Origin of the sequence: Haemophilus paracuniculus, assembly GCF_002015115.1 — a bacterium.
GTDB classification, from domain to species: Bacteria; Pseudomonadota; Gammaproteobacteria; order Enterobacterales; family Pasteurellaceae; genus Haemophilus_E; species Haemophilus_E paracuniculus.
The window spans coordinates 102547-127576 of record NZ_MUYA01000008.1 but is presented as its reverse complement, the minus strand read 5'-3'; the positions used below and the strand labels follow the sequence as shown (position 1 = coordinate 127576).

Annotated in this window: 27 protein-coding genes; 13 read left to right on the top strand and 14 right to left on the bottom strand. The window is 47.0% G+C overall.

Going from position 1 to position 25030, the window contains the following annotated elements; all coding sequences use genetic code 11:
- Positions 1-27 precede the first annotated feature (27 nt).
- The 8 genes from trkA to B0187_RS06915 form a co-directional block, all read right to left on the bottom strand.
- Positions 28-1404, bottom strand: coding sequence for a Trk system potassium transporter TrkA (gene trkA, locus B0187_RS06950; protein ID WP_078237138.1), 1377 nt, complete (start codon positions 1402-1404; stop codon positions 28-30).
- A complete protein-coding gene (gene rsmB / locus B0187_RS06945; protein WP_078237137.1) occupies positions 1401-2699 on the bottom strand; it encodes a 16S rRNA (cytosine(967)-C(5))-methyltransferase RsmB in 1299 nt (432 codons plus the stop codon). Before rsmB ends, trkA begins: the two co-directional genes overlap by 4 nt.
- Positions 2699-3013 (bottom strand): type II toxin-antitoxin system YafQ family toxin, encoded by a 315-nt coding sequence (locus tag B0187_RS06940; protein WP_078237136.1) that lies wholly within the window; start codon positions 3011-3013, stop codon positions 2699-2701. The genes rsmB and B0187_RS06940 overlap by 1 nt, the downstream gene beginning before the upstream one ends.
- Entirely contained in the window at positions 2994-3266 is a 273-nt protein-coding gene (locus B0187_RS06935) for a type II toxin-antitoxin system RelB/DinJ family antitoxin (RefSeq protein WP_078237135.1), read from the bottom strand. The genes B0187_RS06940 and B0187_RS06935 overlap by 20 nt, the downstream gene beginning before the upstream one ends.
- Positions 3267-3352: 86 nt before the next feature.
- Complete coding sequence (locus B0187_RS06930) at positions 3353-4393, bottom strand: hypothetical protein (RefSeq protein WP_078237134.1); 1041 nt, start codon at positions 4391-4393, stop codon at positions 3353-3355.
- A 10-nt stretch (positions 4394-4403) separates the two neighbouring features.
- Positions 4404-5360, bottom strand: coding sequence for a methionyl-tRNA formyltransferase (gene fmt / locus B0187_RS06925; protein ID WP_078237133.1), 957 nt, complete (start codon positions 5358-5360; stop codon positions 4404-4406).
- A 111-nt stretch (positions 5361-5471) separates the two neighbouring features.
- The gene (locus B0187_RS06920) at positions 5472-6089 is read right to left on the bottom strand and encodes a glutathione S-transferase (protein WP_078237132.1); all 618 of its coding nucleotides are present in this window, start codon (positions 6087-6089) and stop codon (positions 5472-5474) included.
- 14 nt (positions 6090-6103) lie between these two features.
- Positions 6104-6502: an ACT domain-containing protein gene (locus tag B0187_RS06915; RefSeq protein WP_078237131.1), complete on the bottom strand. Its 399-nt coding sequence runs from the start codon at positions 6500-6502 to the stop codon at positions 6104-6106.
- Positions 6503-6602: 100 nt separating this feature from the next.
- Here B0187_RS06915 and B0187_RS06910 point away from each other — a divergent pair, with 100 nt between their 5' ends.
- The 3 genes from B0187_RS06910 (at position 6603) to gntR (ending at position 8690) form a co-directional block, all read left to right on the top strand.
- On the top strand, positions 6603-7214 hold the full coding sequence (locus B0187_RS06910) for a YigZ family protein (RefSeq protein WP_078237130.1): 612 nt from the start codon (positions 6603-6605) through the stop codon (positions 7212-7214).
- On the top strand, positions 7214-7570 hold the full coding sequence (locus tag B0187_RS06905) for a DUF1304 domain-containing protein (RefSeq protein ID WP_078237129.1): 357 nt from the start codon (positions 7214-7216) through the stop codon (positions 7568-7570). Before B0187_RS06910 ends, B0187_RS06905 begins: the two co-directional genes overlap by 1 nt.
- A 124-nt stretch (positions 7571-7694) precedes the next feature.
- Positions 7695-8690 carry a gluconate operon transcriptional repressor GntR gene (gntR, locus tag B0187_RS06900; RefSeq protein ID WP_078237128.1) on the top strand — a complete coding sequence of 332 codons (996 nt, stop codon included), beginning with the start codon at positions 7695-7697 and terminating at the stop codon, positions 8688-8690.
- On the opposite strand, the gene B0187_RS06895 is transcribed toward gntR, so the two are convergent.
- Positions 8691-9191, bottom strand: a complete 501-nt coding sequence (locus B0187_RS06895; RefSeq protein WP_245797017.1) for a gluconokinase — start codon at positions 9189-9191, stop codon at positions 8691-8693.
- A gap of 172 nt (positions 9192-9363) precedes the next feature.
- On the opposite strand from B0187_RS06895, the gene B0187_RS06890 reads away from it, so the two are divergent.
- The 3 genes from B0187_RS06890 (at position 9364) to uhpC (ending at position 12998) form a co-directional block, all read left to right on the top strand.
- Positions 9364-10713: a GntP family permease gene (locus B0187_RS06890; protein ID WP_078237127.1), complete on the top strand. Its 1350-nt coding sequence runs from the start codon at positions 9364-9366 to the stop codon at positions 10711-10713.
- 118 nt (positions 10714-10831) lie between these two features.
- Positions 10832-11521, top strand: a complete 690-nt coding sequence (locus B0187_RS06885; RefSeq protein ID WP_078237126.1) for a tellurite resistance TerB family protein — start codon at positions 10832-10834, stop codon at positions 11519-11521.
- Positions 11522-11678: 157 nt separating this feature from the next.
- Complete coding sequence (gene uhpC / locus B0187_RS06880) at positions 11679-12998, top strand: MFS transporter family glucose-6-phosphate receptor UhpC (RefSeq protein WP_078237125.1); 1320 nt, start codon at positions 11679-11681, stop codon at positions 12996-12998.
- 46 nt (positions 12999-13044) lie between these two features.
- On the opposite strand, the gene dprA is transcribed toward uhpC, so the two are convergent.
- A complete protein-coding gene (gene dprA / locus B0187_RS06875) occupies positions 13045-14244 on the bottom strand; it encodes a DNA-processing protein DprA (protein ID WP_078237124.1) in 1200 nt (399 codons plus the stop codon).
- A gap of 88 nt (positions 14245-14332) precedes the next feature.
- On the opposite strand from dprA, the gene def reads away from it, so the two are divergent.
- Positions 14333-14845 (top strand): peptide deformylase, encoded by a 513-nt coding sequence (def, locus tag B0187_RS06870; protein ID WP_078237123.1) that lies wholly within the window; start codon positions 14333-14335, stop codon positions 14843-14845.
- A gap of 55 nt (positions 14846-14900) precedes the next feature.
- Here the strand turns inward: def and relB are convergent, their stop codons facing one another.
- The gene (gene relB / locus B0187_RS06865; protein ID WP_078237122.1) at positions 14901-15320 is read right to left on the bottom strand and encodes a type II toxin-antitoxin system RelB family anti-toxin; all 420 of its coding nucleotides are present in this window, start codon (positions 15318-15320) and stop codon (positions 14901-14903) included.
- A 128-nt stretch (positions 15321-15448) separates the two neighbouring features.
- On the opposite strand from relB, the gene B0187_RS06860 reads away from it, so the two are divergent.
- Positions 15449-16348 (top strand): YaaW family protein, encoded by a 900-nt coding sequence (locus B0187_RS06860; protein WP_078237121.1) that lies wholly within the window; start codon positions 15449-15451, stop codon positions 16346-16348.
- A gap of 114 nt (positions 16349-16462) precedes the next feature.
- Positions 16463-17527 (top strand): MFS transporter, encoded by a 1065-nt coding sequence (locus B0187_RS06855; RefSeq protein WP_078237213.1) that lies wholly within the window; start codon positions 16463-16465, stop codon positions 17525-17527.
- Between the two features lie 66 nt (positions 17528-17593).
- Here B0187_RS06855 and B0187_RS06850 read toward each other — a convergent pair whose 3' ends face one another.
- From B0187_RS06850 to B0187_RS06840, 3 genes are all read right to left on the bottom strand, one after another.
- A complete protein-coding gene (locus tag B0187_RS06850) occupies positions 17594-18268 on the bottom strand; it encodes a 3-keto-L-gulonate-6-phosphate decarboxylase UlaD (protein WP_078237120.1) in 675 nt (224 codons plus the stop codon).
- 303 nt (positions 18269-18571) lie between these two features.
- A complete protein-coding gene (locus B0187_RS06845) occupies positions 18572-19039 on the bottom strand; it encodes a PTS sugar transporter subunit IIA (protein ID WP_078237119.1) in 468 nt (155 codons plus the stop codon).
- Between the two features lie 48 nt (positions 19040-19087).
- Positions 19088-20887 (bottom strand): PTS ascorbate-specific subunit IIBC, encoded by a 1800-nt coding sequence (locus B0187_RS06840; RefSeq protein WP_078237118.1) that lies wholly within the window; start codon positions 20885-20887, stop codon positions 19088-19090.
- A 511-nt stretch (positions 20888-21398) separates the two neighbouring features.
- Here B0187_RS06840 and ulaG point away from each other — a divergent pair.
- From ulaG to araD, 4 genes are all read left to right on the top strand, one after another.
- Positions 21399-22490: an L-ascorbate 6-phosphate lactonase gene (gene ulaG / locus B0187_RS06835; RefSeq protein WP_078237117.1), complete on the top strand. Its 1092-nt coding sequence runs from the start codon at positions 21399-21401 to the stop codon at positions 22488-22490.
- 94 nt (positions 22491-22584) lie between these two features.
- Positions 22585-23334 carry an HTH-type transcriptional regulator UlaR gene (gene ulaR, locus B0187_RS06830; RefSeq protein ID WP_078237116.1) on the top strand — a complete coding sequence of 250 codons (750 nt, stop codon included), beginning with the start codon at positions 22585-22587 and terminating at the stop codon, positions 23332-23334.
- 89 nt (positions 23335-23423) lie between these two features.
- Complete coding sequence (locus B0187_RS06825) at positions 23424-24284, top strand: L-ribulose-5-phosphate 3-epimerase (protein WP_078237212.1); 861 nt, start codon at positions 23424-23426, stop codon at positions 24282-24284.
- A complete protein-coding gene (gene araD / locus B0187_RS06820) occupies positions 24278-24970 on the top strand; it encodes an L-ribulose-5-phosphate 4-epimerase (RefSeq protein ID WP_078237115.1) in 693 nt (230 codons plus the stop codon). Before B0187_RS06825 ends, araD begins: the two co-directional genes overlap by 7 nt.
- Positions 24971-25030 lie beyond the last annotated feature (60 nt).

Below are 25030 nucleotides of genomic sequence, written 5' to 3'. Positions count from 1 at the left end.
AATTTCGCAAAATCCTACCCCTTGTATTTAGAGAAAAAACATACTCGGCTGGAAGAGCTTTTCAATTTCGTTGATCTGTTTTTTGTCGTTGGCGAACAGGATTACGCGGTCGTTTTCGCAAATCACGGTGGATTTGTGGGCGATGATCACGTTTTCGTCTCGCACGATTGCCCCGATGATTGCCCCTTGGGGTAATTTGAGTTCTTTGACCGTTTTGCCGACCACTTTCGAGGTGTCGCTGTCGCCGTGTGCCACCACTTCGATCCCCTCAGCCAAGCCCTGTTTGAGGGAGGCGACTTTGAGAATATCCCCTTTGCGGACGTGGCTCGACAAGGCGGAGATGGTCGCTTGTTGTGGCGAGAGGGCAATGTCAATCGTGCCGCCCTGAATTAGGTGCAAATACGCCATTCGTTGCACTAACACAATCGCCTTTTTCGCCCCCAACCGTTTGGCGAGTAGGGCGGACATAATGTTCGCCTCATCATCGCTGGTTAATGCCAAAAACAGATCGATGTTTTCGATATGTTCTTCAAACAGCAACTCTTGGTCGGACGCATCGCCTTTTAGCACCAGCGTTTTGGTTAAATTTTCGGCTAATCTATCCGCTTTCTGGGCATCTCGTTCGATAATTTTAACGCTACAACGCTCTTCCAAATCTTTTGCCAGTCCCATTCCGATACTACCACCGCCGACAATCATTACCCGTTTATGCGGTTTTTCGAGGCGTTGCAGTTCGCTCATCATCGCTTTGATATGCTGGGTCGCACAGATGAAAAACACCTCATCGCCCGCCTCAATAATGGTCGAACCCTGCGGAATAATCGCATTTTCTTGGCGGAAAATCGCCACAATGCGAGCCTCAATATGGGGCAGATGATCTTTGAGGGCGGAAATTGGGTAGCCGACCAACGGACCGCCGTAGTAGGCTTTGACGCTGACGAGGCTGACTAAATCATCGGCAAAATGGGAAACCTGCAACGCCCCTGGGTAGTTGATTAGGCGTAAAATTTCCTGCTTCACCAACACTTCGGGGGCGATAATTTGGTCAATCGGCAACACGCTGGTTTGGAAAATCTGCTCACGCTCACGCACATAATCGGGGTTGCGAATCCGTGCGATTTTGGTCGGTACGTTAAACAACGTGTGGGCGATTTGGCACGCTACCATATTGTGTTCATCACTTTGCGTTACCGCCACCAACAAATCCGCATCGCTCGCCCCCGCCTCACGCAAAATGCGAGGCGAAGCCCCGTTGCCTTTCAGCACGCGTAAATCGTGCTTATCCTGCAATTTGTTGAGCTGTTCCTGATTGTCGTCAATCAGCGTGATGTCGTTATCGCCGTTCGCCAGATTTTCGGCGAGGGTTGAGCCAACTTGCCCAGCCCCTAAAATAATGATTTTCACTCGCTACCTCGTTTGACTAGTTTGGCGTAGAAAAAGCCGTCGCCGCCGTTTTCGCTCGGGAAAAATTGTTTCATTATGCAGCTTTCGCCGTGGAAATCCATTGGCACGAGTTCTGCATCGGAATGGCTGGCGAGGAAGTTTTCGATCTGCTCACGATTTTCCGCTGGCAGAACGGAACAGGTCGCATAGAGTAGCGTGCCGTTTGGTTTCAGCCGTTGCCAGAGGGCGTTGAGGATTTTGCTTTGCAGGGCGACCAGTTCCGCAATGTCCGTCTCTTTGCGTAGCCATTTGATGTCGGGGTGGCGGCGGATCACGCCCGTTGCCGAACAAGGGGCATCGAGTAAAATTTTATCGAACATTTCACCGCTTGCCAGCCACTGTTCGGGCTGGCTGGCATCGCCACACACCACTTTCGCCGTTTGCCCGAGCCGTTGCAAATTCTCTCGCACCCGTTTTAAACGGCTTTCCTCAATATCGAGGGCGGTTACTTTCGCATTCGGGGCGAGTTCAAGCAGGTGGGTAGTTTTCCCCCCTGGGGCGGCACAGGCATCTAAAATGGTTTCGTTATTTTGTGGATCGAGCAAACTCGCCGACCACTGGGCGTGGCAATCTTGCACCGTCGCCCAGCCCTCGTCAAAATGGGGCAGTTGAGCCACCGACACCGCTTTTTCAAGGCGTAACGCCTCTTTACAAGCGGTCGGATAATCGCAAATTTTTACCAAATCGCCGAGCAATTTGGCATAATCCTCAGCAGTGGAATGTTGCGAGTTTACCCGAATCCACATCGGCGGTTTTTGGTTATTCGCTTCCATAATCTCACGCCAATTTGGGTAGGCTTTTTTGAGCTGATTAACCAGCCATTCGGGGTGCAAGGTTTGCCAATGCTGATCGACCTTCGCCAAAATGCTTTCCTGCTCACGCAAAAAGTGGCGAAGCACCCCGTTCGTCAAGGCTCGAAAACTGTCGAGTTTGAGCGGTTTGATCGCATTCACGGTCTCGCCCACCGCTGCGTGAGCTGGCACTCGCAGATAGAGCAACTGATAAAGCCCGACCAACAGCAGGCAATGTACCAAGCGAGTTTTGCCCTTTAACGGCTTCTCAACCAGCAGGGAAATAATCCGCTCTAAACGAGGCAGCACCCGACACACACCAAACGCAATTTCCTGCACCAACGGCAAATCCCTCGCCTCCACCTGCGATTGAGCCTCGGGAATGAGCGTAGAAAGGGATTTCCCCTGATCGAACACCTGTAACAAAATTTGTGCGGAAACCGCACGGGGGGATAGTTTTTTCATTATTTAAATAGTTCTGAGTGAGTGCCTGTGCGAGCAAATTCAACCACATTGCGTTTATGATCGAGATAATAAACCAAAAGGAAATCGCCGCCGATATGACATTCTCGAAAGCCTTTAAATTCGCCTTTCAATTCGTGATCGACATATTCTGCTGGCAATGGGGCATCATTCGCAATGAGTAATAAAATGACTTGTTTTAAGGCGTTCATATCATAACGCCCTGATTTATTTAATTTTTCCCAATCTTTGAGGAAAGATTTATGATAAATCACGCCTCTTGGCATTGTGGCTCGTTTATTGTTGTTGGAGGACATTTAACGCCTCCTCAGGAGAAAGAACACCTTCTAATTCGCCCTCTTTTTCGTGGCGAGCGACAATATCAGCCATCACTGCACGAGTCAGATCATTCGGCACTTTCATTTCAAACGGCACTCCTTTTTCCAACACCACTCGGGTGAGAGCAATCCGAATAAAATCCGACATACTTAACCCAAGCGTTTCCAACAACGCCGTTGCATTATCTTTGAGCTGGGTATCCACTCTTGCTCTTACATAGGTTTCAGCCATTTTTACCTCCGACAGAATAGAAATAGGACTACATTGTAGTCCTATCTTTTGGAAGATCAACTAAAAAGCTCTTTCTTAACACTTATTTATTGTAAACCAAGCCTTGCCATCGCCTGCCTTACTGCAATATCTCGTCCCGTATTAGGATATTTTTGCATCCAAGTATAGAACAGATTTAAAGCAGCTTGTTTATTTTTAGAATAAGTATAGTAATTAACAAAAGCTTGCGTTGCCCAACTAATTTGCCCTGTATCTGCGAGTAAATCAGCGAGATTACCCCAAGTAGCTCCTCTTCTTGGGGTTAATTTTAATGAGGCTGTAAAATTGATTTGAGCATTTCTCAAATCTCCCATTTGTTGATAAGCAAAACCTAAGTTACCAAGCACTTCTGAATTTGAAGGGTCATATTGTTTAGCTTGTTCTAATTTGGATATGGCTAGTGAAAGATTATTATTCCAAATTAAAGGAATAGCTTCTTTATTAAGCTGTTTTGCTATTTGTTTAGAATTATTTGTAATCGTACTCTTTGATTCTGGTATGCCACCAGATCTTAAAACAGATGTTGCTTCTTGATAATTGAGTTGATAACTTGTAATTTCTTTTATTTCCTTTGGATTTAGCCAATACATTTTTTCAGGCGGTGTTTCTAACATTGCTAATCGAATATTGTTAGGCACATTCATTGATTTATAGTAAGTACTCATATCTATTGAATATGAACGTGCCGTTGCCGTATCAAATGTATTTTGAGAGATGCGGTGAACCCCAATCCTACTCTTTAAATCTGCAACTCTTGGCTTTCCTGCAATGAAAATATTAAAACAAGAACTTGCACAAGTATCGCCATTCATCACGATGGTTTGAATACCATATCTCGTAATATAATTAGAAATTTGATATCCAGAATTTATACTTCCGCCCCCACTATTTAAAAATACTGTTTGTATTGGGTTACCTGATTTTCGCCAAGCTTCTGCTATATTGATGAACTGTTGTCCATCATTAGTATTAATTTTTCCATCAATTAACATAATAACTGTCCCATCTTCCGTTGCTTGAACAGGCATTTGAGCAGCAAATGAAAACATTGAGCAGAAAGATAAAATTAAACTTAAAAATTTTTTCATATAAAACCTCTTAGTTTTGTAGTTGCATCCCTACCACAAACCATTCCCCTCGCCCGTTGAGGAAATCCTGCACGCTCATTGGCTTTTTGCCTTGCGGTTGCAGTTGCGTGATGTTTAGCACGCCCTGCGAGGTGGCGATTTGAATGCCTTTTTTGTCCACCGCTAAAATCGTGCCAGCAGGTTGGTCGGCGTGGGGTAGCACGTCCGCTTGGTAGATTTTGAGCCGTTCTTCCACACCATTGACGGTCAAGGTCAAAAACGCCATTGGGGCAGGGTTGAACGCTCGGATATTGCGTTCGAGCTGACAAGCGGTGAGATTGAAGTCTAATTTTGCTTCTTCTTTGCTTAATTTTTCCGCATAGTTGGCGAGATCGTCCTGCTGTTTTTCGGGCGGAAAATGACCGCTTTCCAAGCCGTTCAACACGTCAAGCAAGGCTGGTGGGGCGAGTTCGGCGAGTTTTTGATAGAGGGTTGCCGAGGTTTCGTTCGGTGCAATCGGGGTCGCCACCTTGTGCAACATATCGCCCGTGTCTAGCCCCACGTCCATTTGCATAATGGTGATGCCCGTTTCCTTATCGCCCGCCCAAATCGAACGCTGAATCGGTGCTGCCCCACGCCAACGCGGTAACAGCGAGCCGTGTACATTCAAACAGCCCAAACGAGGGGCGTTCAACACCGCTTCGGGCAAAATCAAGCCGTAAGCGACCACCACCATCACATCGGCATTGAGAGCTTTCAGCTCGGCTTGTGCCTCTTCCTTGCGTAACGATTTCGGCTGATAGACAGGGATATTATTCGCTTCCGCCAACTGCTTAACAGGGCTTGCCTGCAACTTCTTACCCCGCCCCGCAGGTTTATCGGGCTGGGTGTAAACCGCAATCACATTGTGTTCAGAATTGAGTAACGCTTGTAAGTGAGTCGCCGCAAAATCCGGCGTGCCTGCAAAAATAATATTCAGTTTTGACATAATTTCGATCGAAAAGGGAAGAATGGCGGTATTGTAGCAAAACAAGGGGGGATTATCAGAAATTGTGAATTTATCCCCAAATCACAACTGCAATACTTGTCTTATAGCTCATTAACTAAAAGGTTTCGTTTCCGCCAACACAGGATATTTGGCATTCATCTGTTCCGCCCAAGCGGTGAGATTTGGGTGATTTTTTGCCAGATCGTAGCCCAATTTTTCGGTGCGGAATTGCCACCAGTCGATCAGGCAGACGGCGGTGAGCGTGCCGATATTCAGTTCCGTGCCGAATTCGTCAAGGGTTTGTTCTAACTGGGCGAAACTTTTGGCGTTGCGATCCATCAGTTGTTGATGACGAGCTGTCCACCATTCCGCTTCGGGGCGTAGCATTTTTTCGGCAATCATCGGCATTGTGTTTTCCATAATGCCGTCCACAAGGTTGTGCAACGCCAAAGTATTCCAACGAATCTTACCGCTTGTCGGCACAAGAGCGACGTTCGAGCCTTTTTGATCGAGATATTCCGCAATCAGCAGACTGCCGAACAGCCAGCGTCCGCAGTTGCGTTGCAGGGCTGGAATCCGCCCAAGGGGGTTATCTTGATTGTGGGGTGAGTTTGGGTCGAAAGATGAGGTAACACGGTGCATTTCGACCGTTTGTTCGAGTTGATGATGTTTAACCACCGCCACAACCTTACGAGTGTAGGGGCTGGTGGTAGAATACCAAAGTTTCATTTTTTGTCCTCTTTTTAGCTTTGTTGAAGATTGAGCAAGGTTTCCATTGCCTTATCCGCCAAATGATATGGCACGAAAATATGGTCGTGATGATTGCCTGCGATCACGTTGCAACTGATGTTGGCTTTGCCGAGGGCGGTGGCGAAAGCGGCGGTTAGCCCCACGGCGGCGAGGTCGGAATGGACGTTAAGGGTGATCCACGCCGATTTAAATTGTCCGTCCAACTGATACTGTTGGGCGGTCTGCTCGCTTACCACAATCGACACCCCCTCTTTTTCTTGAATCAGCGAGATGATTTGGTCGAACGGCACATTTTGCCCCTCGGCAAGGGTGGCGAAATAGTAAATGCCCTCGTTCAGCACGGGTTGCATTGAGCGGATTAGAGTTTGTAAATCAGAAATCGGGGTGGTCATTGGTTTTCCTTTTAGGTAAAAATGGCGAAATCATAAAGGGAAATCAGTTGGCGATCAAACCCTTTCGGGGTATCATTCCGCCCTTTGCAAGGGGGCGGTTATGCAATTTTTTATTCCAAAAGACGAAGTGATTTTTGAGGAAGAGATCAAAAAGAGCCGATTTATCACTTATCTTCGCCACACCGAGGGGCTGGCGGCGGCGAAAGCCTTTTGGGCGGAAATCAAGGCGTTGCACCCGCAGGCTCGCCATTGGTGCTGGGCGTGCGTGGCGGGGCTACCGTCTGATTCGCAACAATACGGCTTTTCCGATGATGGCGAACCCTCTGGCACGGCGGGCAAGCCGATGTTGAATTATCTGCTTGGCAGCGGTTTGGGCGAAGTGAGTGCGGTGGTAGTGCGTTATTATGGCGGTATCCAGCTCGGCACGGGCGGTTTGGTGCGAGCTTACGGCAACGGCGTTCAGCAAGCATTGGCGAAGTTGGAAACCGTCCGCAAAGTGTTGCGAAAATCCTACCGCTTGCAGTGCGATTACGACCAATTTGAACGGGTGCAATATCTGCTCAACGGCTTTGATGTGGTGCTAGAAGATCAGCAGTTTAGCGACAAAATCACGCTTTTTCTCGGCATAAACCCGACTGAATTGGCACTTTTCGTTGCAAAATTACAAGAGAGTTTTGCGGGTAAATTAACTTTAATTTCAGAGGAACAATAATGGCAATTTTAGCGTTAATTTTAACTTTATTGGTGGCGGTCGAACATTTCTACATTTTATATTTGGAAATGTTTGCGATTGAGAGTACCAAAGCGAAGAAAATTTTCAATTTAAGCGATGATTTTATCGCCCAGCCCAAAGTCAAAGTGATGTTCGCCAACCAAGGGCTTTACAACGGCTTTTTGGCGGCAGGGTTGCTGTTCGGCTTAATCAGCCAACAGTTTTCGGTGGTGATATTTTTCTTAATTTGCGTAATGTTCGCAGGCATTTACGGTGCTATCACCGCAAATCGCAGCATTTTCTTGAAACAAGCGTTACCCGCGATTTTAGCGATTTTGGCTCAGTTGTTGGCTTAGTTTTTTATCTGTTTGCAAGGGGTAGGATTCTGCGAAATTTCCGCCAATCCCACCCCTTGCATTGCGATTGATTTCCCTTTCAAAAACCTTAAAATAGGTTCTTTTCTCATCTCATCGCCAGCCTATGACCAAACCCAAACGCCCTACGTTGCAAGATATTGCCGATCATTTAGGGATCACCAAAATGACGGTGAGCCGTTATCTGCGTCAGCCGCAGTCGGTGGCGGTGGAAACGCAGCAGAAAATTGCGGTGGCGTTGGAACAGTTTGGCTACATTCCGAACAAAGCCCCGAGCATTTTATCCAACGCCAAGAGCCGTGCGATTGGAGTGTTAGTGCCGTCTTTGACCAATCAGGTGTTCGCCGAAGTAATTAAGGGGATTGAGCTAATCACGGACGAGGCGGGCTATCAGACGATGTTGGCTCACTACGGCTATTCAATGGAAAAGGAAGAACAACGGATTGAGTCGCTGCTTTCTTACAATGTCGAAGGGCTGATTTTGTCGGAAAATCAGCATAGCCCTCGCACCTTGAAAATGCTAGAAGTAGCGAACATTCCCGTGATTGAGATAATGGACACCAGCCACGCCATTCAACAAGCGGTCGGTTTTAACAATGTTTCTGCGGCGTGTTCAATGGTGGAAACGATGATTTTGCGAGGGCGGCGGAAGATTGTCTATTTTTCCGCTCGAATGGATAAGCGAACTCGCCTCAAAATGCAAGGCTACGAGCGGGCAATGCAACGCTACGGTTTGCAGGTTCGCCACATTACCACCGAAATGCCGTCTTCATTCAGTTTGGGGGCGGAACAGTTGCAACAGGCGTTACAGCAATATCCCGATCTGGACGGCATTTTTTGCACCAATGATGATTTGGCGATTGGGGCGTTGTTTGAGTGCCAACGGCAGGGGATTGATGTGCCTGAGCAGATTGCGATTGCAGGCTTTCACGGGCACGATGTGGGGCAGTCGCTCACGCCTCAACTCGCCACTGTGATTACCCCTCGCCTTGAAATCGGGCGAGTGGCGGCTCAAACCTTGCTGGCTCGCCTCGCTCAACAGCCGATTGAGCGGAACATTATCGATCTCGGCTACACCATTCATTGTGGCGAGAGCATTTAGCTAGGCTAAAATCGCTTGCTCGCAGGCGTTCACCACCTCCTCAAAAGGGCGGTCGATAGCAATTTCGATCACATCAGGCTCATTGTTCGGCAGTTCCAGCGTATTAAATTGGCTCTGCAACATTTCTGCTTTCATAAAATGCCCTGCTCGTTGCTGCATTCGAGCCAAAATCAGCTCAAAACTGCCGTGTAAAAACAGAAATTTTAACTCGGGATTGCCTTGCCGAATTTGATCGCGATACGCCTTTTTCAACGCTGAACAGACAATAATCCCCTGCTCATTTTTGTGATTAAGGCTAAACACCGCATCGGAAATCCGTGCGAGCCACGGTTGGCGATCCGCATCATTCAACGGTTGCCCTTGTGCCATTTTGAGAATGTTGGCTCGGGGGTGAAGATCATCGCCGTCAATAAATTTAAAATTTAAGCGAGAAGCCACCGCTTGCCCCACCGTGCTTTTGCCCGTGCCAGAAACGCCCATTACAATAAAAACCTTGCTCATTTTGACCTCGCTACGCTTTCTCATCAAAAAAGTGCCGAAAATGTTACCCATAACATTAAATTTTGTGAACTAGATCGCAAATTTAACATTTGCCTAAAAAATATGCTTTACAGCGTTTAGATTTCTGTTAATGTTACCCGTAACAATTCAATCATAACATATCGAGGTGGCTATGTTAATTTTTATTATGATTGCAGCGATAGCCTTGTTGCTGTTGCTGATCATCAAATTCAAAGTACACGCTTTTGTGGCGTTGATTATCGTCAGTTTATTGACCGCTCTCGCCGCGGGCATTCCCGTTAATAAAATCCTGCCAACCCTTTTAACGGGCTTCGGTAACACCCTCGCTTCGGTGGCGTTATTAGTCGGCTTGGGGGCAATGATCGGGCGATTATTGGAAGTAACAGGTGGAGCGAAAGTGCTTGCCGACACACTGATCAACCGTTTTGGCGAGCAAAAAGCACCGCTTGCATTGGGTGTTGCTTCCTTATTATTCGGCTTCCCGATCTTTTTTGACGCAGGCTTAGTCGTGATGTTGCCGATTGTGTTCAGCGTGGCGAAACAGTTTGGCGGATCGGTGCTTCGTTACGCCTTTCCTGTCGCGGGCGGATTTGCGGTAATGCACGCATTCCTACCACCGCACCCCGGCCCTGTCGCCTCGGGCGATTTGCTCGGCGTAAATATGGGATTATTAGTGATTGTTGGCTTGGTTTGTGCGATTCCTACTTGGTACATCGGCACTTATCTGTTCAGCAAATGGATCAGCCAAAAAGTGAATGTCGCCCTGCCGAAATCCTTTCTCAGCAGTGCCGCAATCAACGAAACCGCCGTGCAAAATCCACCAAGTTTTGGACGAGTGATTATCGTCTTGTTGTTACCGATTTTCTTGATTTTATTCGATACAGGCTTGAACACATTAAGCGTTGCCAAAGTGATTGACGGCTCGCAGCTTTGGGTGGAAAGCCTCCGCTTGCTCGGCAAAACCCCGATTGCGTTGTTGATTACCTTGCTGGTGGCGATTGCCCTCTTGCGAGATCAGCGTAGCTACGAACAGATCGAAAGCATTTGTAACAACGCCCTTGGCCCGATTTGTGCGATTGTGTTGGTAACAGGGGCGGGCGGAATGTTCGGCGGCGTGTTGCGAGCAAGTGGCATTGGCGAACAGCTCTCGGCGATGTTGTCGGACACAGGAATGCCGATTATTGTCGCGGCATTCTTAATCGCAGTAGCATTACGCGTCGCACAAGGCTCGGCAACCGTTGCCCTCACGACCACCGCCGCCTTAATCGCCCCAGCGGTGGCTGCCGACCCAAGCCTCACCGCCTTTGACCTCTGCTTTATCGTGATCGCGATTGCCTCTGGCTCGACCGTGCTTTCCCACGTCAATGACTCAGGGTTCTGGCTAATGAGCCGCTTCCTCGAAATGGATACCAAAACCACCTTAAAAACGTGGACACTGCTTGAAACCTCAATCGGGGTGGTGGGTTTCCTTATTGCTTTGGTCGGAAGCATTCTTCTCTAACCTTGCAAGGGGTAGGATTTTCAGAAATTTCGCAAAATCCTACCCCTTGTCGCAACCTTCCCCCACAATCGCTGTCTATACATCGCAATGTTTGATTATCCATTCAAGAGGAAACAAAATGAATTTTAACGAAATTTTAAATGGCGTGTTGCGTTCGGTTAGTTCAACCGCGAACGAGAGCAAGGGCGATTTGAGCAAGGTGTTCGACAGCGTGCTGAACTCGGCGAAGCAGTCGGCACAAGAGATCAAAGAGGGCAACACCGACACCATTACCAAAGTCGGCGGCGGTGCGGCGTTGGTAGGGATTTTGTCGATGGTACTCGGCAAAAACGGCGGTTCAAGCCTCGCTAAATTAGGCTCGTTGGCGGCTCTTGGCGGATTGGCGTACAAGGCGTATCAAAATTATCAGCAAAATCAGAGTACGGGCGAAATTGCCGTGCCAGCCAGCGAATTTGAGCAAGCAAACAGCGAATCGCAAAACGAGCTAATTTTACGCACAATGATTGCCGCCGCCCTCGCAGACGGCGTGCTAGACGAAGCGGAAGAAGCCTTGATTCGCAAAGAGGGTGGCGATGATGCCGAGTTCCAACAATGGCTCATCCAACAAACGGCGAACCCGATCACGATTGACGAAATCGCTCGTGCGGTCGGCAACAACACCGCCCTCGCCAGCCAAGTTTACCTCGCGGCACGCATTACCTGCCAAGAGCTTTCCCGCAAGGAAATCGTCTTCCTCGCCCAACTCGCCACCGCCCTCAACCTTGATGAAGCCTTGGTGGAACAGTTGGAAAAACAGGCAGGGTTCTAACATCAAACGTACTACTTCGGTAGTGCGTTTTTGTTAAAATTTTCCGCAATCACACCGCTTGCCACCCCGTCTTCCTCAAAAATGTGAGCGACTTCACAGAATTTGCCGTGGATTATTCCTATAATTCTGAAAAATTTTCAAAATTAAGGAGTAAACAATGGCTATTTTTCGTGAAGCCCCTGATTTGCCGATAACCAAAAGCAAAGAAGAAATCGACCAAACCTACAGTTATTGGCGGTTACATTTAATGATCGTGAGCTACATCGGCTACGCGGTTTTCTATTTCACCCGTAAAGGGTTCAACTTCGTAATGCCCGAAATGCTCGCCGATTTAGGTTTGCAAAAAGCCGATATCGGGATTATGGGGACGGCGTTTTACCTCACTTACGGCGTGTCAAAATTCCTCTCAGGCGTAATCGGCGACCGCTCAAACCCTCGCTATTTTATGGGGATCGGGCTAATCGCCACGGGCGTGGTAAACATCTTCTTTGGAATGAGTTCGTCCATTTTTATGTTCGTTACCCTTTGGATGATCAACGCCTTTTTCCAAGGCTGGGGCTGGCCGCCTTGCTCGAAAATCCTCAACACTTGGTATTCCCGTAACGAACGGGGCTTGTGGTGGGCGATTTGGAACACTTCGCACAACCTTGGTGGGGCGGTGATTCCGCTCATCGCAGGGGCAGTAACGCTGGCGTGGGGCTGGCGATATGGAATGATTATCCCTGGGTTGATCGCTGTGGTGGTGGGGCTTGGGCTTTGCATTTTCTTGCGAGATCGCCCAAGCTCAATGGGCTTGCCGACCGTGGGCGAATGGCGAAACGACATCGCCGAGAAAAACCACGAAAGCGAAGGGGTGGGTTTATCCACTTGGGAAATCCTCAAAACCTATGTGTTCAAAAACACGATCATTTGGGCGTTGGCAATCTCTTACTGCCTCGTCTATATCGTGCGGACGGGCATCAACGACTGGGGCAACCTCTATCTGACCGAAACCCACGGCTACAACTTGCTACAAGCCAATGCCAGCGTGTCGTTCTTTGAAATCGGTGGCTTCTTAGGGGCGTTGTTCGCAGGCTGGGGTTCAGACAAATTCTTCAAAGGCAACCGTACCCAAATGAACATCATCTATGTGGTCGGGATTATTTCCGTGTCCCTCGCCCTCTGGCTCGTGCCAAGCGACAACAGCTTCTTGATGTCGAGCTTGTTCTTCCTGATCGGCTTCTTTATTTTCGGGCCGCAATTCCTGATCGCAATGGCAGCCGCTGAAAACTCGCACAAATACGCCTCAGGTGCCGCAACGGGCTTCGTCAGCTTGTTCGCCTACATCGGTGCCGCCGTGGCAGGCTTACCGCTCTCACTCGTGATCGAAAACTTCAAGTGGAACGGCTTTTTCAGCACCCTCTTTATGATTTCCCTCGCCTGTGCGTTATTGCTAGTGTTGGTATTTATCCTACAACAACGCCGTAATCGAGCTTAATCTACTTTGCAAGGGGTAGGATTTTACGGAATCCCACCCCTTGCTTTTAGCATTTCACATACCCCCCACTTACTTGTTTTACCACCCCACTTAACTCTAAATTCAACATTTCGATCAATACGGTTTCAACAGCGAAGTCGCAGGCTTTGGCGATGTCATCTACGCTGATTGGGTCAAGGCTGATGTGGGTGTAGATTTGCTGTTGGCAAGCGGTGAGATTGGGCGGAATTTTTGCCTCTGGGGTTGGGATGGAAATTGGTTGAGCGGAAAGAGCTGGCGAAGTGGCGGTCGGTTTTGCAGAAATTGGCTCGGATCGCGCCGCTTGTAATGGCGTTTCGGTTTGGTGGAACAGGGCAAATTGCGAGGGGCGTGGCGTTTGGATTTGTGGGGCGATGGCGTCCAACATATCCGCCACATTTTCCACCAACAACGCCCCCTCTTTGATCAATTTGTGGCAGCCTTGGCTGTATGGATTTTGTACGCTGTTCGGCAGGGCGAACACCTCTCGCCCCTGTTCGAGGGCGTAGCGAGCGGTGATCAACGATCCGCTGTTAATCGTGGCTTCCACCACCAGCGTGCCAAGCGACAAGCCACTGATAATCCGATTACGGCGAGGGAAATTTTCGGCAAGGGGCAGTTGGGTCGGGAAAAATTCCGAGACTAACGCCCCACCGTTTTCGCTGATTTGTTCGGCGAGTTTTTTGTGGCGTAGCGGATAGACTTGATCCAAGCCCGATCCCAGCACCGCAACGGTTATTCCGCCCAAACTGACCGCTTGTTGATGGCAAAATCCGTCAATCCCAATCGCCAATCCGCTCGTTACCGCCAAGCCGTTTTTGACCAAATCGCCGGCGAACTGCTTCGCCCAAAATTCGCCGTAGGGCGAGTAATCTCGGCTGCCGACCATTGCGATTTGAGGCAAACCCAACGCCTCGACCGCCCCTCGCACAAACAACACGGGCGGTGCGGTGCTGATTTGGCGAAGCAAGAACGGGTAGTCTTCATCAAATAAGGTTAGCAAGCGTTGGTTCGGCTGTTCCGCCCACGCCAGAGTTTGCTCAATGCTCGCCAAATCAGGCTTTAACCAGCGTTGGATTTGCCGTTCGTTCCAGCCCATTGCTCGCAATTCCGCCTTGCCGTAATCGCAAAAAGTCGCCCAATCCACTTCTGCCAACAATCGGGCGATTTTCGCTGCCCCAAATTGTGGCACTTGCAATAATCGTAATAATTCTCGCTGATACGCCATTTTTCCCCCTGCAAAAATTCCCTAATAATAGGAAAAGGGTTAGAATAGCCAACCTCTTTTTTTTAATTTTTCGATCGAGATCACAAAAATGGCTGTTTTAGACGTAGTGCTTTACCCCGATGAACGATTGGCAACGGTGTGCGAACCTGTCGCCACGGTGGACGAAAAGCTCAACCAATTTATTGATGATATGTTTGACACAATGTACGACCACGAGGGCATCGGGCTTGCCGCACCGCAGGTGGGCGTGTTGCAACGGGTGATTACCATTGATATTGAGGGCGACAAGGCGAACCAAGTGGTGCTGATTAACCCTGAAATTTTGGAAAGCTCGGGCGAGACGGGGATTGAGGAAGGCTGTTTGTCGATCCCTGGTTGTCGTGCCTTAGTGCCTCGCAAAGAGAAGCTGAAAGTCAAAGCCCTCAACCGCAAAGGTGAGGAAATCATCTTCGAGGCGGACGGCTTGTTTGCGATTTGCATTCAACACGAAATCGACCACCTCAACGGCGTGCTGTTTGTCGATCACATTTCCACCCTCAAACGCCAGCGTTTCAAAGAAAAAATGCTCAAACTTAAAAAGCAGTTGGCGAGGGCGAAGTAGTTTTTTTAAAGTGCAAGCGGTAAGATTTTTGGGAAATCTTACCGCTTGTTTTTGGCTATTTTTCTAATTCAGCCACCAGTTTTTGCAAGGTTTCCACTTGCTGTTTGAGGGAATCAATCTCTCGCTCTCGGCTGGTTAATAATTCGTTTTTCATCTCAATCATCTGACGAAGCAGGTTAATTTCAGCGTTCAGGGCTGGGTCGCCAACGGCAACATTAAATGTGCTTGAATTATCTGCATTATTATTGAACACATATACGCTATCTTCCCCAAATGGAATCAAATCTGCCACGCTAATCCCTAACACACAAGCGATCTGCTCTAACCGATCGATTTTCACTTGCGAAGAACCACGCTCAATTTTTGCGTAACCTTCCACCGATAAATTTAATTTTTCCGCCATTTGAGCCTGCGTCAGCCCCCGATCTTCTCGAAAATCCCGAATGTTTTGTCTTAATTTATCGCTTGATTTCATAAATACTCTTTTTTGTTAGGGAAAACCATACAAGCTCGGCAGGTCGCCCAACTTGTTCGTGCGTGTTCAAAGTATAGCCGAAAAATTAGAATATTTGCAGTTTTTAGCAACATTATTGGAGAAAAATTATGGCTTATCGTCCAGATCCTGATTTAGCATTTCTTGAAAATTGTTCTTCGGAAGAATTGGATAATCTTGTTTATATTTTAACTTATGATCCAAAAGACAATAAGCAACGCTATACAGAACATCTTTCTGACAGCCCTTTGTATCAAAGGTATTATCCTGATCACCAAAAGTATTGGCAAGATATTGCAGGGGAGTTGCAATGCTTTGGTGGGAATACTTTTTCAAATTTAGCTAGAAGTATTACTTCCTCGTATAATGAAAATGGTAGTGGTTCTGCTATTTTACATACAATGTCCCCATTTGCACGAGTATTAGTACGCACGGCAGCGAAAATTTCAAATGTTACCAATCCTTCAACCTACGTTGGTGTGCCATATAAAGAAATTCTTTGTGAGGTGTGTAAACAATTAAAGGTAAATTTCAATGAAAACTCAGATGTGAAATTGATAGAACAAAATTTATTGATGAAAATTCTGGAAGATTCACTTGGACAACTGAATGAAGAAGATCGTAAAGAACTTGCAGAAGAATTAGGGTTAGATAATACAAATAACATCAAGACACAGGCTTTACTGGGTGTGTTTCAAGCTATATTTAAAAAAGGTGGTTTTAAGTCCTATATTTTGATTAATAGATTGGTCAATTTAATTCTTAAAAAATTAATTGGTAGAGGCTTGCCAGCAGCAGGCAATCGCTTGTTGATGAAATTTCTTAAAGTGTTATCAGGTCCGATTGGTTGGACGCTTAATGTTGCGTGGACTGCATATGATATTTCTGGTCCAGCCTACCGCGTTACCATTCCTGCGGTAATTCAAGTAGCTTACTTACGTTCGCTTAACGAAAACCGCGAGGCGATTAAACAAGCAGAACAAGTGAATGTAGAGAATATCAATCTCTAATGGTTACAAGGGGTGGGATCAGCGAAATTTTTTGAAATCCCACCCCTTGTTTTCGTTTTTCAACATCTTAAAAAATCAGTAAAATTGCCACTTTTTTGTGGCAATTTTTACTTTATGAATCTTCAACAACTGCTTTTAACACGGCGGTTTATTTCCACCCTTGCCTATTTTGCGATGCAGAGCGTGTTTGCGATTTACCTGCAACAAAAAGGGTTGAGCAATGTGGAAATCGCTTTTTCCCTTTCGTTACTGTTTTTTTGTAGCCAAGCCCTTGCGATTTTTGCGGGGATTTTAGGCGACCGTTTCGGGCTGGCTCGGATTATGTTGGTCGGTTGTGCCTTAGATGTGTTGGCGTATGTGTTCTTTTTATCCGCCGATCATTATGCGGTGTTGCTGTTAGCCACCACCTGTTTCGGGATTGGCAGTTGCCTGTTTAGCACCAACGCCCGAGCCTGTTTGCTGGCGTTGGCGGGCGATGAATATAGCCAAAAAACCCGCTTGCAGGGCAAATTTCTGCGAGTAACCAGTTTTTCCTCAATGACCGCCCCGTTGCTCGCCATTCCGTTCATCAAATTTGAGCAAATTCAATGGCTGATTTGGTGCTGCTTTTTAATGGAATTGGTGCTTTTTTGCTTTATGGTCAAGCCGTTTTATCAGGTGGAAAGCGTTAATACCAAAGTCAAATTCCGTTTCGCTCAAATCCGTGAAATCATCACCAAAGAGTTTCTGTTTGTGCATTTAATGCTGTTTTTGCCCCTCAGCATTGCCACTTCATTTTTTGTGATTTTCCCCTATCTGTTCAACACCAAACTCGGCTTGCCCGAACAAGTGCCAATCGCCTTGTTTGTGAACGGCTTGATGACAGTGGTGCTACAAGCCCCGTTTTCTAAACACATCAACCTCACTCGCCAGCAAATCGTGTGGGTCGCCCCGCTGCTTGCCGTCGGCATTATCGCCCCGTGGTTCTTGGCGTTGCAATATCTCTCGCTCTTTTCCGCCTATGTGTATTTGGTGATTTTTACCCTGATTGAAGTTTACGCCCTCACCGCAATGGCGAATTTGCTGGTGAAATTCGACAACGGCACCAATCGTGGTTTCATTTTCGGTTCATCACGCTTGCTACTTTCGGTGATGACGATGATCGTGATGAACCTGATTCCCCATTGGTTCTTAATCTAGCCAAAAAACAAGCGGTGCGAACCGTGAAAATTTTCACTTATCGCACCGCTTGATCATTCACGCAAATTACCAATATTTCTCAATTTCCGCACGGATCGCGTCAGCGGTTTGTTTGCCTTTTTCGCCGACTAAGGCTCGCCCTGCGATAAAGACTTTGGCTTTTTTGATGTCCTTAAAGAGGTGGATTTCTTCTGGCACGATGCCGCCCGTAATGGAAAGCTCTAAGCCGATTTGTTCGAGGCGTTTCATTTTTTCGATGTCCTCGTCCGTCCAGCCCTTGCCTGCTAATTCTGCATCACGTGAGCGGTGATAGATCGCTTGTTTCACGCCTAAATCTACCCACTCTTGGGCATCTTCAAAGGTCCAGTTGCCGTAGATTTCGATTTGGATCTCTTTTTTCACTTTGGCGTTCGGATTCGCTTCGTTAAATTCGTCCGCCACTTTTTTACAAGCGGCTTTGGTCGCTGGGTGAGCGGCGGCGGAAACGGTGAGCCAATCTGCACCAGCTTCAAACGCCATTTTGGCGAGAATTGCACCGCCGTCCGTGGTTTTGAGGTCGCAAACTAAAATGTGATCAGGGTGCAAAGCACGCAGGGTTTTGACCGCTTTCATTCCTTCTGCACAAGCGAGGATTGTGCCAACTTCGATGATTTCAACCGATTTTTCCGCTTGTTTGGCATCAGCAACGGCTTTTTCGAGGCTTAACGAATCGAGGGCGATTTGTAAGAGGGGTTTGGACATAGTATTTTCCTTATTTTTGAAATGTGAAATGGGGGGATTTTGGGAAAATCCACAAACTGCTTATTCGTTACTTTTTCTTTGCGTTTCCAAAGAAAAAGTAACCAAAAAGAAAGGCAACCCGAACATTTTGCTTTGTTTCGCTTGTTTCTAATTTCTACGGTCGATTTGTAAACTCGCTTGCTTCGCAAGCTCAAACAGTACAAATTGCCCTTGAAATTCACGAAACCGCTCAACGCAAAATGACGGGAACAAGCGGTCGGTTTTTAGAAAATTTCTACTATCCAACCCCTTGTAAGTCTTAAATTAGGCTAACGCCTGATCAATCACGGCAAGCACTTCTTCTGCCGTAGTGCAACGGCGGATTTTGTCGAGATCGACACCTGTTTCGCTGTCGGGGTCGTCTAGCACTTGGGTGATTTCCATTAAGCCTTGCATATGTTTGTCTGAGTCGCTGCCTGCGAGGGTAATCAGCACCGAAACGGGTTCATCTTCGCCGTCAAACACAACAGGTTCGGTGAGGGTTACAAGAGCGAATGAGGTTTTGATTACCCCTTCTTCTGGGCGAGCGTGGGGCATTGCTAAACCTGGGGCAAGAATGATGTAAGGCCCCATTTCTTCGATTTTGTCCACGATGTTGGTGTAGTAACGTGGCTCAATCGCCCCTGATTTTTCGAGCAAATCCGTGCCGATTTTGATTGCCGCTTTCCAGTCGCTCGCTTTTTGGTTGAGGAGGATTGAGTTATTTTCGATTAAAGATTGTTTTAAGTTCATTACAGATTCCTTCTAAATTGCCCCTCGCGTTGAGGGGCGTTCGTTAGATTAGCCTTTGTTGGCGTTATGTTTGTTGATTAACTCGACAAGTTCATCGCCGAATGAATTTGGGTTGAGCATATTTTGTACGCCGAGAACGTATTTGCCTTCGCCCACTTCGATTTCGCCGGCTAAGTGTTTACTTGAAACGATGATGTCCACTTCGCTTAACTTACCTTTGTAATCGGTTACCGCACAAGAGTCCATAATGTTTGGAATGCCACGTTTGTCGAGGTAGCCTTTGATCTTCATTTTCATCATCATTGATGAACCTTGACCTGAACCACACACCGCAAGGATTCTCACCGGTTTCTCACCGCTTGCAGCCGCTGTTTCTGCTTGGGCAGGGGCGGTTTCCGCAGGTTCGCTTGCCACTTCGTCTAAGCCGTAGCCGTCCATTTGTTCAAGGGTTTTGCCTGCGGCTTTGGCAGCAGCTTCGTCTGCACGAAGTTGTTTAGAGGCGAGCGCCATATAAACCACTGCGAGGGCTAAAAGAATGAAGAAGAAGAATGGAATGCTGACGATACCTTGTAAAATCGGTGGGAAGAATAACGCCCAGTCCGCCATACCCATCCAGCCGTTGAAGGTGGTGCCTTGGCTAGCGAGCAGTTGGATGACCCACGCAGAGCCTAACACTTCGATGATACCCATTACGAAACAGATTTTCATCACGGCTTTCCAGCCACCGAATTGGTTGGCAAACACGCCGATGGTTGCGTTAGAGAAGAACATCGGGATAAAGCCTGGAATGATAAGCACTGGTGCACCCATTGCGAGGAGGATACCTACTGCCACGAATTGGCCAATTGCCCCCCACATAAAGCCGAATACCATTGCGTTTGGTGAGAAAGCGTAAATCGCCGCACAGTCAATCGCTAATACAGAGTTTGGAATCACACGCTCTGAAATCCCTTTGAACGCTTCGGACAATTCCGCCACGAACATACGCACACCGGTTACGATCACTTGAATGGCTACCGCAAATTTCAAGCCCATTTCCAAGATGTACATTGACCAGTGGGTTTTACCCGCCATTTGTTGTAGGTTATCTAAGCCGAATGAGAGCAAGATAATGCCGAAGAACACGGTCATCACGATTGCCGTGGCTGAAATGCTGTCGTGGAAGATGTGTAGCCATTTCGGCAGTTTCATATGATCCACGCTATCTTCTTTGTTACCGAGTTTCGGCGCTAATTTCACCGCTACCCAAGATGCGATCTGTTGTTGGTGTCCGATTGAGAAACCTGCACCGCCCGTTACCGCTTGGGTTGGTTTATACATAATGTTAGATGAGATACCCCAATAGAGTGCCATAATCACGGCGGTGTAAAGCACGGTTTCCCACATTGACGCACCGATAATCATATAGAACACCGCCACCAAACCTGCTTGTTGGAACATAATATGCCCTGTGAGCATAATGGTGCGAATCCCCGTGAAGCGTCTAAACACCACCAACAAAATGTTGAGGAACAACGCCAAAATCACCGCATAACCGACCCACGCATAGTTATCGCCCATTGTTTGAATGGTCGCTTGCATACTGGTGTAAGGGTCGATCACCGCCCCCGTGAGGTTATGGAATTTGGAAAGATTTTCGATAATCGGTTTAAAGCCGCTTACGAGCGTCCCCGAACCGACCTGCACCATCATAAAGCCGACAATGGTTTTGATCGTCCCTTTAATAATGGTCGTGGTGTCTTTTTTGAGAAGAATGTAGCCGATACAGGCGACAATCCCTAGTAGGAATGGTGCTTTGGAAAGCACCTGAGCATTAAAGCCCAAGAAAAGATTATAGAGCGTTTCCATAGGAAGTACCTCTGTTATGATGTTGGATTGTAGAAATCTTAAAGAAAAGAAGGGCAAAAACCCTACCGCCGTGAATGATAACAGCTCGCAAAGATTAAAAAAGATTATTTTTGATTATTTGTGAACAAGATCACATTTTATTTTGTAAATTTTTCGATTTGCGAAAATTTGAGCGGATCTGACCGCTTGTTTGCCCTCTTTTTTCCACCCTCTCTCTATTTGAAATGCTGAACGCATTTCAAACTGTCTCTCTCCCATAAATGGGCGAGAATTTTTTCTTGTTGAGTTCATAAACTCTCTCCCGTTCAACGGGAGAGAGACAGCGAAAAAATTGCGTCAGGCAATTTTTCGCAGAGAGAGGGAGTGAAAAAGCACAACAAGCGGTCAGATTTTCAAAAATTTCGCAAAAAAATTAGAGCTAGATCACATTTTTGGAAAAAAGTGTTTTACAAATTTTTGTGATTATTTATGATTATTTGTGATTACATTTTCCAAATCTAAGGAGTCTGCGATGAGCAAAATCAGTGAAATTACCCGTGAAAGTTGGATTCTCTCTACTTTTCCAGAATGGGGAACGTGGTTAAACGAAGAAATTGAGCAAGAAGTCGTGCCAGAGGGCAACTTTGCGATGTGGTGGCTCGGTTGCGTAGGGGTGTGGATCAAAACCCCAGCAGGGGCGAACATCTGTATGGATTTATGGTGCGGTCGTGGAAAAAGCACCAAAAAAGTGAAAGATATGGTGCGAGGACACCAAATGGCGAATATGGCTGGCGTGCGTAAATTGCAACCAAACTTGCGTGCTCAACCAATGCCACTCGACCCATTTGCGATCAACGAAGTGGACTTCATTCTCGCTTCCCACTACCACAGCGACCACATTGACGTGAACGTAGCGGCGGCGATTGTAAATAATCCAAACCTCAACCACGTTAAATTTGTCGGTCCGTGGCATTGTGCGGAACTTTGGAAAAAATGGGGCGTGCCAGAAGAGCGTATCATCGTGGTAAAACCGGGTGATGTGGTGAAAATTAAAGATGTGGAAATCCACGCCCTCGACTCATTCGACCGCACCTGTTTAGTAACTTTACCTGTTGAGGGGGCGGAAGAACAAGGCGGCGAGTTAGCCGGTCTCTGCCCGTCTGATGAAGAAATGGGTCGCAAAGCGGTGAACTATGTGTTCAAAACCCCAGGTGGCACAATCTATCACGGTGCGGATTCCCACTACTCAATCCAATTCGCCAAACACGGCAAACAGTTTGATATTGATGTCGCACTCAACAACTACGGCGAAAACCCAGTGGGTATTGCGGACAAAATGACCTCAATCGACCTGTTGCGTATGGCGGAATGCTTGCGTTGTAAAGTGGTGATCCCAGTCCACCACGACATCTGGACGAACTTTATGGCAAGCACCCAAGAGATCATCGATCTATGGCGTATGCGTAAAGATCGCTTACAATACAAATTCCACCCATTCATCTGGGAAGTGGGCGGCAAATATGTTTATCCGCGTGATAAAGATTTAATCGAATATCATCACCCACGTGGTTTTGATGATTGCTTCGAGCAAGAACCAAATATTCAATTTAAATCAATGCTTTAATTAACGATAAAGCCACCTTTGATTTAAAGGTGGCTTATTTTGAGTTCATTATATCATTGATTTTTGAGCGGTTTTAAAAGAGTAGGAAAATATAATGAACGAAAATTATCGTCATAAACAATTATTAAATCTGCTTGATGAAAGAAAAATGCTTTCAACAACAGATATTATTGAATTATTACAAATTTCGCCCGCCACCGCACGGCGAGATATCAATAAATTAAGTGAACAAGGCAGATTACGCAAAGTGCGTAATGGGGCGGAATCGTTAAAAAGGGATAATATCCTTAAATTTAATCAAATTACGATTAACAACGCCGATGAAAAAAGACGGATTGCGGAAGCCGCAGCGAATTTATGCCAAGACGGCGACAGCCTGATTTTAACCTGCGGTTCAACAATGCTGATGTTGAGTAACAGCTTGTGCGGCAAGGATTTGCAAATTATTACCAATTTCCTACCGCTTGCAAACCACTTGATCGAACACGACCACGGCAACGTGGTAATAATGGGCGGACAATATAATAAAAACCAAGCGATTACCCTCTCATTAAATCAAAATGATCAAGTGCCTTATTCCGCCAATATAATGTTTACCAGCGGTAAAGGATTTACCGTGGACGGATTATATAAATCCGATATGTTAATTGCCAATTCAGAACAGAAAATGATCCCGAACGTGGATAAATTAGTGGTTCTGCTCGATAGCAAAAAATTAGGTAAACGGGCGGGAATGTTATTTAGTGAATTAAAACAGATTGATATTTTAATTACGGGTAAAGAAGCCGATCCAGAAATAATTGAACAGCTTAAACAAAAAGGGCTGGAAATTATTTTAGTTTAATGTTTTTTGCTTATTTTTAAGGCAAAAACAGCCAAACAAGCGGTGTGATTTACTCAAATTTTTACTTAGCCCAAAATGAGGATAGCACCGTGCGAAAACATAAACTCGGCATTTACGAAAAAGCCCTCCCGAAAAATATCAGCTGGCAAGATCGCCTCTCGATCGCCAAAGCCTGCGGTTTCGATTTTGTCGAAATCTCGATTGACGAAACCGATGAACGCCTCGCCCGCCTTGATTGGACGAAAGAAGAACGCATTGAACTGGTCAAGGCAATCATCAACACGGGCGTAACCATTCCGTCAATGTGCCTTTCTGGACACCGCCGTTTTCCGTTCGGCAGCCACGATCCTGAAATTCGCCAACAAGCCTACCAAATTATGGAAAAAGCGATCCAATTAGCGGTCGATCTCGGCATTCGCACCATTCAGCTCGCAGGCTACGATGTCTATTATGAAGAACAAGACGAAAGCACCCTCAAACACTTCCAACAAGGCTTGGAATGGGCGGTGGAACTGGCGGCGAGCAATCAAGTAACCATTGCGGTGGAAATTATGGACACCCAATTTATGAGCTCGATCAGCCGTTGGAAAAAATGGGACGAAATCATCAAATCGCCGTGGTTCACCGTTTACCCAGACATCGGCAACCTCTCGGCGTGGAACAACAACGTCAATGAAGAATTACGCTTAGGGATCGACAAAATTTCTGCGATTCACCTCAAAGACACCTACAAAGTTACCGAAACCTGCAAAGGGCAATTCCGTGATGTGCCGTTCGGCGAGGGTTGCGTAGATTTCGCAGGTTTCTTCAAAACGCTGGCGGAACTCAACTACCGTGGGGCGTTTTTAATCGAAATGTGGACGGAAAAAGCGGACGAGCCAATCGCAGAAATCATCAAAGCTCGCCGTTGGATTGAACAAAAAATGCAAGAAGGGGGTTTCCAATGTTAAAAGAATTAAGAGAACGCGTACTCAAAGCCAATCTCGAACTGCCAAAATACAAACTCGTTACCTTCACTTGGGGCAACGTGAGCGAGCTGGATCGTGAAACGGGCTTGGTCGCAATCAAGCCGTCTGGGGTGGAATATGATGTGATGACCGCCGATGATATTGTGATTGTCGATTTGCAGGGCAACCGTGTGTGGGGCGACAAAAAGCCCTCGTCCGACACCCCAACCCACCTTGAACTTTACCGCCAATTCCCTGAAATCGGCGGTGTGGTGCATACCCACTCACGCCACGCCACCGCGTGGGCGCAGGCAGGCGAAGATATTCTTGCCCTCGGCACGACCCAAGGCGACTACTTCTACGGTTCTGTGCCTTGCACCCGCCGAATGACCCCCGAAGAAATCGCAGGCGAATATGAACTCGAAACGGGCAAAGTGATCGTGGAAACCTTCCGCAAACGTGGCATTGAAGCCAAAGCCGTGCCAGGCGTACTCGTCCATTCGCACGGTCCATTCACTTGGGGCAAAGACGCTTTTGACGCAGTGCATAATTCTGTGGTGCTAGAAGAAGTCGCCTATATGAACTTCATCAGCCACCAAATCCGCCCAAATATCGGCTCAATGCAACAAGAACTGCTCGACAAACACTACCTCAGAAAACACGGGGCGAATGCTTATTACGGGCAGTAAATTACATAGAAAAAAGGTCGGTTCTAAAACCGACTTTTTTGTTGGCTTAAATCGGCTAGA